This window comes from Nostoc sp., assembly GCF_036916975.1.
Lineage (GTDB): Bacteria > Cyanobacteriota > Cyanobacteriia > Cyanobacteriales > Nostocaceae > Nostoc.
The window spans coordinates 11,374-26,146 of sequence record NZ_JBALFF010000026.1; the positions used below are offsets into that span (position 1 = coordinate 11,374).

A 14,773-nucleotide genomic window follows, 5' to 3' on the forward strand; every position below is an offset into this window, starting at 1 on the left:
CACCATTGCCCTATGCCCCCTGCCCATTACTTGGCAATTGGTGACTGACATCCAGATGATGAACTTCCTACTTTGTGTGGTGTTGCCGTAGGAGCGTAAGCTGTAAGAATCACTTCCCCATTCTGATTAATTATCCACCCTTGCGCTTCCACAATTTGAGTAGGGCTTAAAGATTTATTCTCTTCCCCTTGTTCCCTTATCCCCAGAGGGGACTCCGAGTTCCCTTTATCTTTATCTTTTTCTCCCTCTTTTCCCTTTGGTACAGCAGTGAGTCGCCAATCTTCCCATACCGCATCACTATTAAGTGTGTTGTTGGGAGAGGCAGGTAAACCATTACTTCCGGTATATGTGAAACTACTGTTAGCAGTTTTCGCGCAGATATTATCATCTACTAAACGTGCTATATCCACCACATCTGTTGTTAAAGAAACTAATCCTTTACTAGGGTCTGGAGCAGGGGTATTGATTTGTATATTTCCGCTCAACTCAGGACTTGCTCCTTTTGCAGTAATGCTACTTATTAGCGGAAATGATGTTGTTTGGGATTGAAAACCAAAAATGTCAGCTACATTAATCGTGACATTTCCACCACGAAAGTTTTCCGAATCAGCACGAATATTACTATTTTCATTTTTAACTGCAACAACAAAGGCATTTTTGCCATTGATTGTAATATTACCACCAGTAATATTGTTTCCAGAAGCATTAGTAGTGATTTCACTATTACGACGCATTATTAATAAATCTCTTGGATATAAATTTATATTGCCTTCTCCTGCAATCGTGTCGGCTGAAATTTTGCCTCGGTTGTCAAGACGAATCAAATTAGCATTTACCGTTAAATTGCCTGCTGCTCCATTTCCCTGACTGCTGCTAGATAGTTGGGCGGCATTGGTAATAAAAAGTGAGCTAGTTGTAATATCAACATCACCTCCATTGCCCACAGCATTTTTTGTGACGTTACTCTCAATCGTACTTGGAAATCCATTGCTGCTTGCTCCGTCAATAGATACCATATTTGGGGCAATAATATTTATTTTCCCTCCATTCCCTTTTCCGTCTGTGCCAGCACGCAAGTTCGCACCATTTCGCAAAAAAAGCGAGCCTGTATTAATGTTAATATCATTTGCTGCACCTGTTCCTTGAGGTAACACAAGACTATAAGCACCACTTCTGCTGTTATTACTGCTTACACCATCAAATAAAACGAAATCAGTCGCTTTGATGTTAACACTACCAGCATTTCCATTACCATTTGTACGAGTAGCCAAAAGCGCACCATCACTGACTTTCAGTGACCTAGCAGTGATATTTACATTGCCTCCATTACTATTTGGTTGAATGGTCGCAACTTCGCTGTAAATGCCTCCTGGAAAACCTATTTTGTTGACTCCACTTAAATTAACGGAATTAGCGACATTGATATTGACACTACCAGAATTTCCTTCTCCTAGAGTGCTTGTTGCTATAAAAGAACCATCACTCAAGGTCAAAGAATCCGCTTTAATATCTATATCACCTCCCCTACCATTGGCATTTTCTTGTCCTCTACTATAAGCTCCTCCCTCAGTTAGAAAAGACACATTATCTCGTGCTTCAATACTAATATTACCGCCGTCTCCTAATCCATAAGTATCAGCCTGGAGCGAGGAACCACTGGCAACTGAGAGTGAACCAGTGGTAATGCTGATATCACCTGCTTTACCCTTTATTTGGCTTCCTAACAGGCTTTTTATAGAACTTCCATCTGATAAAGAGACGGTATCGCGGGCATTAATGATGATATTACCTGCATTTCCTTCTTTGCCGTAGCTTTCTGCTGTTAATTTGGCTTGGTTGGTGAGCTGAAGTGAACCTGTAGAAATTTTTATTATACCTCCGTTGCCTGATCCTACGCCATATCCGTCCAAACCTACGCTGCTAGCAGCATAACTTTTATTACCATCAAATTGAACCGAATCATCAGCATTAATTGTTACATTACCTGCGTTGCCCTCACCGAAAGTACCTGCTGTTAAAAATGATCCATTAGTAACCGAAACTGACCTTGCTTGGATTGAAAGGTCATTTCCATTTCCTTTACCGCCTGGTTGAACTGCGGTATCCGCTTTACTATTATTTGCAAAGGATACAGCATCGCTAGCCTGTATTTGCACACTACCCGCATTTCCTTTTGCAAGGGTACTAGCACTAAGAAACGAATTATCGTTCAGTGTCAGTGAACCCGTATTGATTTTTATGATGCCGCCATTACCTTCTCCTTTTTCAACTTGACTGAAGGCAAAGGAATTATTATCAAAATCAACGGTATTACGAACATCAATTGTTAAATTGCCAGCATTTCCCGTACCTAAAGTACTAACCTTTAATTGAGAGTTGTTAGCAACTAACACAGAATCAGCTTGAATCTGCAAATCTCCACTTTTTCCTACATCTGTAGGGTTTGTAGGTTCTAAAGTAGTCGAGCCAAAGCTTCCATCTAGAAAAGAGACTTGTCCACGAGCATTTATATTGATATTGCCGGCATTACCTGGACGCTGCAAGGAATGATCCCCCAAGGAACGAGTGTAAATTCCAGATCCGCCCTTTACGGACAATAAGCCAGTAGTAATATTAATGTCACCAGCATTGCCGGCGCCATTGGTTCGAACCTGATTTCTAATTTCGCTTTGGTCTTCTATCCTAATTGCTTCCGTGGCGTCAAGACTAATATTTCCTGCTTTTGCAGCTGCTGAACCCAAACTTTCCTCGATACCAGCATTGAGTGCACTTCCTTTTAATAAATCTATGTTGCGTGCGTTGACTGCAATACTACCACCACTCTCATAAGAAACATTAGCGATCGCTCCATTATTCAAAAATACATCACTTCGTGATAATTCAGGTACTTGAGTACTAAAAGCGTTGCCATCTGTGACAAGGTTTATACTTCCTGGAGCAGCTAATCCTGTTAATTCGATTCGTCCACCATAAGCATTTAATTGCCCATTATCCATCGTCACATTACCACCGATTAGTAATATGCTTTTACCATCAGGTACTCGCAAACCATATGTTTCAAAACCTGCTAAATGAGGTCCAGCATCTGCAACTGAGTTATTTTGAATTGCTCCTGTAGGGATTTGGTTGTATAAAAAAGCTGAAGGGTTAATCGTCAGTAACGATGAAGGTGCTTCTGGATTTGTAGCGCTGAAGTTGCCTAGACTACCGAATTGTAAAGCGTTGGCTGTAGTCGCAACAAAAGAACCACGAATATCTAAGCTGCCACTTCGTCCAAATACAATTCCATTCGGATTAATTAAAAACAGATTTGCATTTCCAATAGGGTTTGTCTTGATTAAGCCATTAATATCAGAACGACTGCTACCTGTGACTCGACTAATAATATTTTGAACGTCTGAGGCGTTGTTAAAAAAAGCAGTACTTTTATTGGGAACAGAGAACTCAGAGAAACTGTGGAACAGATTACCGCCTCTTCTCGTTCCACCTTCAATAATTCTGGTGTCGCCCTCTAATTTGACATTAGAATTATTCGGGAGAGTGCCATCCGGTGTAATTTGGGCGATCGCGCAATTAGCAGAGAATATTATTGCACCAGCGAACTGACAAGTTAGGGCTTGCGCGATCAGCGAAGCGCAGCGCGGGTACGCGAGCGCAATTCCTAGTCCTCTGAAGCACCCAAAATCCATATATTTTCTCAAAATTGTATCCCTCTAAAGAAGTATAAAAAGTTTTTGCAGATATCCAATGCCATTCGCCCATGTTAAAGAGTACAACAAGGTGCGATCGCCTCAGTAGAAATATTTTCTAACCCCACAGACTCCAACAAATCTTTCCAATCAGTGGACAAAGCTGCATCTTGGCGTTTGCGGGCGTGAAGTTCTCCTAAAATAGTTACAGCATCTTGCCAAATACCTGCTTGAGCATAAAGAGCTACTTGTTGACGTGGGGTTGCTGTATGTAAGCGACGTGTTAATTCATCTTTTGGAACAATGCGTTGCACTAACCCCTCAACGGCTATATCTGCTGAGGGGTTTTGCGGGTTACAACCAATCAAAAAGTACCAATGATAATACTGTCCAATTTCCAGGGGTTTCTCTGTTTTAGGAACACTAACCCTAATCACTCCCGGCGTGTTGGATAAAGTAATAGGAATTGGTTCTTTGGTGAGATAGTTCTTTTTTTCATCCAGTAAGACAAATTTCACCGAGTTGATATTCTTGGGTACATAGGGAACGTAAAACCAAAAAGTTGGATGTTCATCTGTGGTTAAGCCTAAAACATATTCTGTGGTAGCTGTGCCTGTTCTTACTTGCTTCTTATTTGGTGTGAAAGATAGCAAAGGTACTAAAGCTGTGAGAGGTTTGTTCGCAACTGGGCAATCCCCGCGAGTTCCTGCACCTATTCTGTCTTTCGGTGCGCCTCGATTTTCTGGTTGCCTTTCTAAGGTTGGCTGAACAAAATGTATTGTTGTAGTGTTTGATTGCTGAGATTGTGCTGATAATTGCGTAATATTGATTAATAAAAAAGTTGCACTCAATACTAATGCTTTTGGTGGTGAAAGAAAGTTGATTTTAGTCATAATTAAATTTCCAATTATTTACAGTTATTTTTTGATCAATAATTTTTCGTATTTTTTACACTGATTCCAGTGATTACTAATCCCAGTGCGGAGGGAAGGAATGGCATCCAACCTCCATATAGCAAGAGAATAAAGCAGCACCCGTAGAGGATGAGTAATTCAGCACTGATCAGAATAGCAAGTTTCAATTGTGACCGACTGTATACAGCTAATATTCCGGCTACCAAAGATGTACCGCAAATCCCCAAGATTTCACCCCATCCAGGTAAAACCCACAGCAGAGGGCGCTTGTCTAAAACAGCACTTAGAATTTGACTAACCATATGTGCCTGAAGCACTACCCCTGGAATTTCCTGGTATGGGGTAGTTGCCATACTGTAGGGTGTAAGAAAATAGTCTTTAGCGCCTTGTGAGTCAACGCCAATCAAAACAATCTTATCTTTTACCCAGTTGGGGTCGAATTCATTATTCAGGACTTGTGCGACACTGACCTGTTTTACAACCTCCCGTGAAGAGCGATAATTAAGTAGTATTTGGTGTCCTTTTGGGTCAACTTGTTGGTAACCACCTGTAGGAACATCTATAGGTTTAAAGACTGTTTTGCCAAGCTGCAAGTAGCCTTCGTCACTAATATCGAATTTGATGCCTTCTTTAACTAGATATTGTCGTGCAAGTTGGAAGTTGAGGGAGTAGGGCGACTTGCAATTTGATTCCGGTTCTGGTGTTATAGATAGTAGATTACGACGGATTATCAAATCACTATCAAATACAACATCACTAAAACCTATGCGGTTTGGTGGAATTTCCGGCGGTGGTGAAATCCCAACTGCTTGTTGTTTGCTACCGCCAAGTTGACAGATAGCAATAAAATTGTTGTTTGTTCGCAAATGATTTGCTAAATCTGGATATTGAGAATCTACCGGAAAATCTCGATAAATATCCAAACCAATGGCTCTTGGCTTGTAAAGTGACAATTTTTGCAATAGTTTTTGTAGTGTACCATCTGATAGTGATGATTTTTGTCTTTGTTCTTGAGCCTGAATATCTGCTTCTGTGACAGTAATCACCAAAAGACGCTTATCTACACCTTCGTCAGGTCGCATCCGCATCATTGAGTCGAAAGCTGACAGTTCCCATTTTTGCATGAAGCCGAGCGATCGCACTCCCGTAATTAAGCTGGCAATCAAGATACTCACTAAAAATGTGATTTTCAGATTCCGCGCTGTCAATTTAGGGGAAGCAACTATGTTAGTTTGACCGGATAATTCTTGCCAAGTTAGAGTCTCTTCCGCTATATTTTGACAAATCACAGGTAGCCAAGAAGCACCAGGAAATTCCTCTTCCAACCCTTGTAATCTTGAACGTGCATAACGCGCCGCTAAATAGAAAGATTGACCTTCAGAAAAAGCTCCCAAGAAATGTTTCAGAAACTCTTGTGCTATAAAGTCCGGTATTTCTTCCCGCATGACAATAACTTGATTAATTTGCAAATTAGTTAACTGTCGTGCTAATCCTAAACCATCACAAGAATTGAAAATAGCTATCTTTAAACCGCGTAAAATTGCGTAACTCAATGCATTTTTTAACTCTGTTATTGTTAAGACACTAGTTGGATTTATATGTATCTGACCCCTATCATCTTCACTATGACTGTGGCCTGCAAAAAACAATATATCCCAGCCTTGCTCGTCCCAAAGCCACTTATCTAATTCCTGACGTGAAGGCTCTACTAAAAATACTGTTGATGCATCTGGTAATTGTTCTAGAATCTTTCTATCTTGCTGAATATCAATTCCTTGACTACTACCCAAAATTGCTAATATTCTAACTTTATTTGTTTTCTGTTTGGGTAATGGTATTACTCGCTCATATTTTGGAGTACTTACAGCAACTTCGCATAATTGGTAATGCTCAATAAAATTCCACAAATGCCAAGGTAGCCGTTGTAGAAGATAATCGCTTGATTCAATAATAACTTGAAATTCTTCATCTAAAGCCAATTTCTCTCGTAATTTTTGATCAATTGGGCGAAATAAATCCGAGTTTAGCCAAGAATTGATTGTTTCATATAACTGTTGTTGAACTTCACTAAAATCTACTTCACTAACGTTATTTAAACCTGTCGATTCTACTTCGATTCCCGAACGACTCACAAATCGTTTATGAAGTGCTTGATATATTAATTGAAAGCGTTTATAGAGTTCAGCAATTTTTGGTGCAGGAGGTAAACTAGCTGTAAATTTTATCGGACGAGAGTTGTTACTTTCCCACAATTGTGCAGTTACAGGGGAAAAGCCATCGTTTAAGTTTCCTTTTTCTAAGCTGATAACAATTAACTTACTCATCTTTAATTATAAGATAGCTATAATTCACAGTTAGAATGCATACCGTTTTAATGCATATTATAAGTCTTAATCTGTTATCTCATAACTTGAAAATACTAATTAGCTAATATCAAGTTGTCTTAAACACTTATAATATCTCTAGCTTATTAGATTGAGGAACAAAACCCAACGCCAGTTTAGAGGTCATGTTAGATTTGACAAGGAACAACCAAACTTATATCAAGAAATTTTATTACAAGTAAGTTGCCTAAACTTGATATAGTTTCAAATAGAAAAATTTTCTATCATCCTGAAATTATCAAGAGTCAATTGAATAGAAAAGCTGGTTCCGCTTAAACCTTTAAAACGGTTAAGTTGAATGTATGAATCTAGACTTCTGGATTCAATTTCTTGTAGAATATTTCCCGATTCTAAAAGGATAACTTTGAGATTTTGTGGCAAATATTTCTTATTACCAGTAGGATGAACTTGTACGATGATAGCAATTTTCTTGTCTTCTTCCTGCGAGAGAGCAAGCATCAGTGCTAAAGATTGTCCTCCTAATTGTACCCCCAAATCAATTAGCTTAACTCCATTTACACCTGTTTTATTAGTTCCAGAAAAACTTCTGAACTCAAACGCTAAATTTCCTATCTGTGAATTTAAAACTTCGTCAATAGGTTGCCATCCTGCTGCAAACAGTTTCTGAAACCATTGATTAAGATTCACCTGAATAAATAAGGAGTCTACAGAGACGCTATTCATTGATTCTATGCTTGGTAACAAGTATTTCTCAGCAATGGATACAGTATTTTTTTCTTTACCTAAACGTTGATTATACAGTTTTTGTCGCCACTGTTCGTTGGAAATTAATGCCGCCCATTGAACAAATGGTATATCTAAATGTACCCTGGGAGAATAAATAGAAGCATCACTCAATGTCTGCAATAGGTTTTGAGCTTCTGCTGCTGACAAAATTACTTCAGGTGGAACTTCTTCTCGCCAACGCAGCCCCAGTGTAGCAAAAAGTAAGGTGAAGTTTTCAGTTAACTCTTCGATAGGTAAAGAATAAGTGTGATCGCTTGAATTATATTTGCCTTGGTTTTTCAATTGACGATGGGTAGCAAATCCGCATACTCGTATCCAAGAATCATCATTATCGCCATCCAAATTTATCTGCACTGGTATATAATAGTCGGCTGCCCAACTACTAATATCTACCCATTCTTGCGGTACGCACAATTCTTCTATATCTATTGTTTCAGTCGGCACTAATACTATCTTAGTTTCACCGACTTTAATTGCTGTGCCATTTACTATCTCTAAGATACTAGGTAAATTTTCTTCACTAGGAAATAGCTCTGCACGTAACGTGGATTCTTGTAAGGACGCCTGAAACCAAGTGAGTAAGGGACTCAAGCACATGCGATTAAGATAAGCATTATAAATTGCGATCGCATTTGAGTGATGTTGGGAAAGCTGCCATACTTTTTCTTGTTCGGCTGTCTCTACCTGTAACCAAATATGCTTAGTGTCAATATTTACAAAATCTGATAAACTCAACATAATATTATATTTCCCCTCCCTAATAAAGTTAATACAACTGACTTTGAATATATATTTCCAGTAGGGAAATCTGTTCTTCTAGTTTTAATTCTTTCTTTCCTAATTTAGCTTCATTTTTCAACACTACTTTTAGGAGAGATTTGGAATAATTACCCAACCATTTTTCTAAATATTCTTTAATCCAAATATTTATTTCCTGCATCACTTTTTGTTGTAAGACATTTCTTGCTCTAGTAAGCGTTGTAGCTATTTCATCCAAGCTAATACCTAACTGGTCAGCAATTTTTATTTCATCCATTTGTTCTCCATAATAAAGTTGTAAAATCTCACGTTCTTCCTTTACTAATTTCTTGATGGCTGACACCAAAGCTGCTTGAATCAAATCTGAGTGTACTGGTGCATGATACTCGTTTTCTAACCATCGTCTTACATACTGTTTAACCCATCGTTGTGGTTGGGAGATTTTGGCTATAGCTTCTAATAATTTGATTGTAGATTTAGTTAGATAACGAGAAATTGTACTTTGATTCATTCCTAATCTGTCTGCCAGCTGTTTTTGATTGAGTCCAAACCCATAATAGAGAAGTAAAATTTTCCGGTCATCCAGTTTCATGGATTGAACTTGCTCAGATAAAATTGAATTAGCTTGATTCGCCAAAAATCCTTGTTCTCTTGTATCCTCAGTGCTTGATATCTTTTCCCATTCAATTTCTGCAACTTGTAATTCTGATTTAACTTCAAATCCATCTAATTGCAAGGCATCAAGTGAAAATTTCGGTAAAATTGATATCGGATAACTTTCTAAAGCTTTAATGCAAACCTCCATCCAATCTTGAATTTGTTTTGCAGTCACTTTATTAGAGTTAACAAATACCTCATGGGGTGCAGTTGGTAATACTTTTTCTACGTTATAACATTGAGCAGATTGTAAAAAATCTTCTTCCTCAGGGGCTATCCATTTTTTACCTGTAATTCTGGTTGGATTTTTAACCTTGTTAATTAAATAAACTTGCTTAAAGTATTTTCTAGCAAAAACAATTAATGAAATTTCTGGTTCAATGATTCCGAATACTTTTAGTGCTTCTATGAGTTCTTTATCAATCTTTTTGTATAACAATCTCCACCGTGAAAATCTATTAACTTCTGCTGAAAATTTAATATGGTTTGTTAAAATCTTACTTATATATGTATCTATATTCGCACTTTCAAAATTGTAATTAACTAAAATTTCTTTCAATCTTAGTGGATTATAAACTAGTAATCTAGCAATACATAGATATTCTTCCCAAGAATTGGCGTTAGGCTCTTTACATAAGTCTTTGGCAGCCCAATAGCATTTTTCTTCAAAGTAACTTGCTAAATGTTCATAGGCAAGTTGTGTTTTATTACTTGGCTCCCAAGTTGCTATTAATTGTGATTCATCAAATGCTACTTTTCGCCAAAAATTTGCGATGTCTATTCCTTTATCCTGGTGGCAAAATAAATTAGAAAACTCCTGATGCTTTTCTTCATATAACTTCAAATTACGTTGCAGAGAAGGTTGATGTTTCCATTGCAACGCTAATTGATTATTTTGGTTACTAAGCATAATATAGGTAGAAAATTTGTTAAGATTATTCTGCCGCTTTGGTAGTACAGGAATACTATCAGTTTTGGTAAAATTAAGTACCATTATTTTATCCCCTACTGGACAACAAAATGAGGTTTACAATATATGCAAGGGGAGCAACGCGATTTGGTGAAGTGCTAAAACCAAGAACGGAAATAGGCTATTTCGGGATGCGATTACCTCCGTTACGCTACGCGTAGCCCGCCGTCGGCATCGCAACAAAAACCCTGGTTTTATTGATAATTTAACCCCAATCTACCAAATCGCGTTGCTCCCAGCAATATGCAAGTATTAAATACACTGCATGTGTTTTGTGTGATTTTAGCTTTACTGAACTTATTGGGAGCAAAGCAAGCTAATTATGCAGGCTGTAGGCATTATAAAAACTTGAGAGTAAAAATCGGTCAAAATGCTTATAGTTTTACCTTATTATCATAGAATATTTATTTATCAAACTTCATTAGATCCAGCCAGCGACTTCTACACTCGTTAATGACTTGCCTAATTTCTCATACTCGGTTTGAGTAGCCCCTAAAATATGCTTCATTTGGACTGCTTCTCCAGCATCAGCTGCTACAAATGCAGCATTGAGGGCAATAATGCGGATATTTCCACCAGCAGTATTGAGCTGAGCGAGCTTTTTAAAATCTAATCCTTGAGTGGGGGTATTCGATGGGAAAATTCGTTGCCAAATTTTTTCTCGATGCGCGGCATCCGGGAGAGAAAATTGAGTCACAAAGCGCAGCCGCCGCATAAAGGCAGAATCCAAATTGCTCTGCAAGTTTGTGGTCAAGATGGCTAGTCCAGAATAAGATTCCATTCGCTGTAGCAAATAACTGACCTCAAGATTGGCGTAGCGATCTTTAGAATCCTTGACCTCACTCCGTTTACCAAAGATTGAATCTGCTTCGTCAAATAACAAAATAACGCCACCACTCTCTGCTGCATCAAAGATACGCTGGAGACTTTTTTCAGTTTCACCAATATATTTGCCGACAACTGAGGACAGTTCAATTTTATAGAGGTCTAAGTTTAACTCATTGGCAAGCACTCCAGCAGCGAGTGTTTTCCCCGTTCCGCTAGGACCAGAAAATAAAGCTGTGATACCCAGTCCACGTCTATTCTTTGCTGCAAATCCCCAATTTTCATATACCTTAGCCTTTTGGCGAACGTGGGCTGAAATTTGCTCTAAGGTATGTTTTTGTAGGGGCGGCAATACCAAGTCTTCCCAGGTCAATTTAGATTCAAGGCGCTCTGCAAGTTTATCTAAACCAGGTCGCGCTTGAGTGCGACAACTCTCCCATAATGTCTGTTTGAAGGAAATAGCAGATTGCGTTGTCAATTGTCCAATTGCTGCGGTACAGGCACTACGAATTGTAGAAGTACTTAAGTAAAACTGAGACGTGAGCGCTTGCAAATCTTGAGACAACTGTTCTGAGTTTGGGATTAGCGTGCCTTGTCCATTGAGTTGGGTTTTGAGTTCGTCTACAGAGGCTTGCCAGGTGATTAACTGTTCTTGGGGTTCTGGTTTGGGAATATCAAAGCGAATCATTTTAGACTTTAACTCCTGGAGTGGAACGCGCGTTGTAATAACGATAAACCCTGAAAATTCCTCCAGGAGTTGATTGAGCGCAGCACGTTGTTCTGGATCAAAAAGATCCGTATCATCGCAATTGAGTAGGAGCGCCCTATGCTCTAAAATACATTCTCTCTGCAATCGGCGAGTGAAAGAAGTTAAGTCATTAGAGTTTAGAGGAATGCGATCGCAGTTCAGAAGACTGATGCCTCGCTCAAGTTGGTGACAAACGACTTGGGCAATATCTATCTTATCTTCTATCTCTGAACCACACAGTTGGATGATGGGGGGAATATCTTGAGATGAACTTAAATGCCATAATGCGGCTATTTTATCGGCTAAACTCTGGTGAGAGGGCATTAGTTGATTGGGACAATCTGAAGGTAGTTTAGTAAGTCCTGTCAGTAATGGGTCTGTTGTTTGGAGACCTTGAAGGTAATGAAGGATTCTCTCATCTATAAACAATTGTTTATTCAAAAGGCTATTACCCGAACCTAAATCGATGAGCTTCCAGTAGCGAAGCGCTCCATCAGGAGCTAATGCACTCCAATGAGGATTTGGTAAGGTTCTGAGGGCTAACCCAAATGTTGGATAGTAGTAGTTCCGATCGTTATAGACTTTAGTGCATAATTCTGGAAAACGCGAATCGAGTTCAATGGCAGCGCAAAAAACCAGTATATAAAACTCAAATTCTGAAAGTCTAAATTTTTGACAAATTTGCTCAAAAGCTGGAAGAAATGACATTTCAGAAGCTATCTTCCAGAGTTGAGATCGATCGCGATCGGTGTTTGAAGATATTGCGTCGGGATCGTTTTCAGATCGATCGGTCGAGTTTTGTAGAAGATTGTGGACTAGATCGAAAGCGGCAATTGAATAGTGGTGGTTGGCTTGGTACCAGACTTCAAAATCGTGCTGCATTATACTCCTTCCAGTTGCGAACTCTGTATTTGGCTTTCGTCTTCATACTTAGGCTGAGTGTGGCAAGGAAATAGGTGATTGATAAAATTTACCATTCTCTCTATTCGTACAACAACGCCAATTAAAAGTAGTACAAACAATGCTTGAAATGTTGCATTTAGAGGGCGTTGTGTTCAGCATAGATGCCCTACACTGCCAAAAAAACTACTGAGCTAATAGTTAAGGGCGCAAACGACTTTAGCTAGGGGAGGGTCATTTACGCCTACAACAAATCATTACTTCTAACTTGGTATCGGGTTTGTCGGGTCAAACGTCTCCTCGATTATCTCGTTTGGTATCCTAACGACTTTATTGGGGGGGAGTGATTGACTTACCTTGTATCCGGCATCGGAATCATCATCTCTGTTTATTGATTTGGGATCTTCGGCTTCGAAACCTATGAAGGCACTGTTGTCTTGAATACTCCTTTCTCCACCACTCTTTCCTGCAGCACTGAGTTTGGTATGATATTGTCCATAAGTCCTGGCTGTTCTCCTGCTAGGAGTACCATGAACCACGCCTTGAGAATTTTCTATATATTTCGGGTCATTCATATTTGTACTAGCTCCTCCCTCCTGTCCTCCATAAGATGTTTGTAGCCCCGTTTGTTCTATGTTGTCTGCATTGCTCTTTGAAGTTCCATGAAGCATAAATCTTGGTGCATATGTGTCACTCTTCTCACGATTCTGTGCATCCGCTGTCAGTGAGTCCTTACTCCCGTTTTGCGCTTCCAATCCGCTGAGGAAGCGATCAAGCGTTAGTTTTGATACTGAGCCAGATTGTGATGGAGATCGTGCTGGTGTCGTCGCTTGCATAGACGATTCTCCCTCCTGACGATCTTGTTCTTTACGACGCTGACGTTCCTTCCGTGGATGGAGTATCTTGTTAGCAATTTTTTTCATCGTTGGTGCTCCCTGCTTTAAATATGGTTCAAACGGTCAAAATCTGGTTCAAAATCACCCTAAATTACAAATTTATTGTTGTGGCGATCGCAAAAGGCGCGTCTGTTTTAAGGCTAAAAAGCGCGATCGCGGGCGTTGAAACTTTGATTAGATCCAACCAGTGACTTCTACACTCGTCAATGACTTGCCTAATTTCTCATCCTTGGTGCGATCGCACATATTAGCCTTGAAGAGCTAGAACAGGGTTATCATCTATGGTTGGATGCAAAACGAAAGTCTGCTCATTCGACACTACCTCTAAATCTTTATAGTTTTGGTACTTATATAGTTGTCGATGAACAACTTGAACCTTGTGAACCCCAGCATATAGATTTTGAGGCAGTTTAAACAAAATTCTGTTTTCTTCAACAACTTGTGGTTCTAATAGGTTTTCTCCTTTGTTCAAACGGAGCAGAGTTATATCCTCATTAAGATTCTTCCCATAGATGATTAGACTGCTCCCCGCTACAATCTCGCCATTCGTAGGCGATGCAACAATTTTCTCAATTTGCGGCTGATTCAATCCCCCTTTACTAGAACCTAGAGAAAGTGAAGATTTCTTAGATCCAATAAACATCATCGATACTTCGTAGACAATTGAGAGTCGATAAGAACCTTTTAAGAGCGACCACAATCTGGACATCTGTTCTGTATCTAACAAGTTGGGCGCGATCCTTACTTGGTCTAACTGCTCGGTCAAAGCTTCAACAGAAGTCGATTCAATCGCTTGTGCCAAAAGACCGGAACGATTGATGGTTGCGACATGATTTAGCGTTGCTCGAATCATGGCATTGGATAAAACTGGAGTTTGATGCATGAGCTGCATGACATAACCCAACAGTATTTCCGTCTGAAAGTCTTTGTTTCCGTAGGCGGTTAATACATAATGGAGATTGATGGCTAAGGGGAGAATTGCACCTTCTTCTGTACTGCCTTGATGATGGGCTGGCTGGTTGCCTAGCTTGTCGCCTTTGGCATCGCGCCCACCCATGTCTGCATTACGATTTTGCGAAACTTGGTAGAGAAACAGGTTTAACTGAGGTTGACCATCGACTCCAATAGAAATCTGATCTGGGGGAAGTGTGGTTACTAGCACATTTCCCATACTCGACAGGGCTGCATTCTGAACCAAGCCGTCTTCCAATAGGTTTTTGAATACAGCTGTGATCGCTGCGATCGCCAATCCATTACTCATAAGCTTCTACTGAATGAATGGGT

Annotated in this window: 9 protein-coding genes; 1 reads left to right on the top strand and 8 read right to left on the bottom strand. The window is 39.5% G+C overall.

Annotated elements, in window-relative coordinates; translation table 11 throughout:
* Positions 1-26 precede the first annotated feature (26 nt).
* From V7K73_RS04600 to V7K73_RS04630, 7 genes are all read right to left on the bottom strand, one after another.
* Entirely contained in the window at positions 27-3,689 is a 3,663-nt protein-coding gene (locus tag V7K73_RS04600; RefSeq protein ID WP_334877554.1) for a two-partner secretion domain-containing protein, read from the bottom strand.
* A gap of 74 nt (positions 3,690-3,763) precedes the next feature.
* On the bottom strand, positions 3,764-4,582 hold the full coding sequence (locus tag V7K73_RS04605; RefSeq protein WP_334877556.1) for a DUF928 domain-containing protein: 819 nt from the start codon (positions 4,580-4,582) through the stop codon (positions 3,764-3,766).
* Positions 4,583-4,617: 35 nt separating this feature from the next.
* Positions 4,618-6,927 (bottom strand): CHASE2 domain-containing protein, encoded by a 2,310-nt coding sequence (locus V7K73_RS04610; protein ID WP_334877558.1) that lies wholly within the window; start codon positions 6,925-6,927, stop codon positions 4,618-4,620.
* A gap of 264 nt (positions 6,928-7,191) precedes the next feature.
* A complete protein-coding gene (locus V7K73_RS04615; protein ID WP_334877560.1) occupies positions 7,192-8,472 on the bottom strand; it encodes a DUF1822 family protein in 1,281 nt (426 codons plus the stop codon).
* Between the two features lie 28 nt (positions 8,473-8,500).
* Positions 8,501-10,144, bottom strand: coding sequence for a sigma-70 family RNA polymerase sigma factor (locus V7K73_RS04620; protein WP_334877562.1), 1,644 nt, complete (start codon positions 10,142-10,144; stop codon positions 8,501-8,503).
* Positions 10,145-10,541: 397 nt separating this feature from the next.
* Positions 10,542-12,575, bottom strand: coding sequence for an ATP-binding protein (locus V7K73_RS04625; RefSeq protein WP_334877564.1), 2,034 nt, complete (start codon positions 12,573-12,575; stop codon positions 10,542-10,544).
* A gap of 281 nt (positions 12,576-12,856) precedes the next feature.
* Positions 12,857-13,516, bottom strand: a complete 660-nt coding sequence (locus V7K73_RS04630; RefSeq protein WP_334877566.1) for a hypothetical protein — start codon at positions 13,514-13,516, stop codon at positions 12,857-12,859.
* Positions 13,517-13,539: 23 nt separating this feature from the next.
* Between V7K73_RS04630 and V7K73_RS04635 the strand changes: the two genes are divergently transcribed.
* Entirely contained in the window at positions 13,540-13,680 is a 141-nt protein-coding gene (locus V7K73_RS04635; protein WP_334877568.1) for a hypothetical protein, read from the top strand.
* Positions 13,681-13,736: 56 nt separating this feature from the next.
* On the opposite strand, the gene V7K73_RS04640 is transcribed toward V7K73_RS04635, so the two are convergent.
* Complete coding sequence (locus tag V7K73_RS04640; protein WP_334877570.1) at positions 13,737-14,750, bottom strand: DUF4255 domain-containing protein; 1,014 nt, start codon at positions 14,748-14,750, stop codon at positions 13,737-13,739.
* Positions 14,751-14,773 lie beyond the last annotated feature (23 nt).

Bases quoted from the DNA above. Each gene is read 5' to 3' on its own strand.
- V7K73_RS04600 (WP_334877554.1), bottom strand. From the start codon at position 3,689: ATGGATTTTGGGTGCTTCAGAGGACTAGGAATTGCGCTCGCGTACCCG.
- V7K73_RS04605 (WP_334877556.1), bottom strand. From the start codon at position 4,582: ATGACTAAAATCAACTTTCTTTCACCACCAAAAGCATTAGTATTGAGT.
- V7K73_RS04610 (WP_334877558.1), bottom strand. From the start codon at position 6,927: ATGAGTAAGTTAATTGTTATCAGCTTAGAAAAAGGAAACTTAAACGAT.
- V7K73_RS04615 (WP_334877560.1), bottom strand. From the start codon at position 8,472: ATGTTGAGTTTATCAGATTTTGTAAATATTGACACTAAGCATATTTGG.
- V7K73_RS04620 (WP_334877562.1), bottom strand. From the start codon at position 10,144: ATGGTACTTAATTTTACCAAAACTGATAGTATTCCTGTACTACCAAAG.
- V7K73_RS04625 (WP_334877564.1), bottom strand. From the start codon at position 12,575: ATGCAGCACGATTTTGAAGTCTGGTACCAAGCCAACCACCACTATTCA.
- V7K73_RS04630 (WP_334877566.1), bottom strand. From the start codon at position 13,516: ATGAAAAAAATTGCTAACAAGATACTCCATCCACGGAAGGAACGTCAG.
- V7K73_RS04635 (WP_334877568.1), top strand. From the start codon at position 13,540: ATGGTTCAAACGGTCAAAATCTGGTTCAAAATCACCCTAAATTACAAA.
- V7K73_RS04640 (WP_334877570.1), bottom strand. From the start codon at position 14,750: ATGAGTAATGGATTGGCGATCGCAGCGATCACAGCTGTATTCAAAAAC.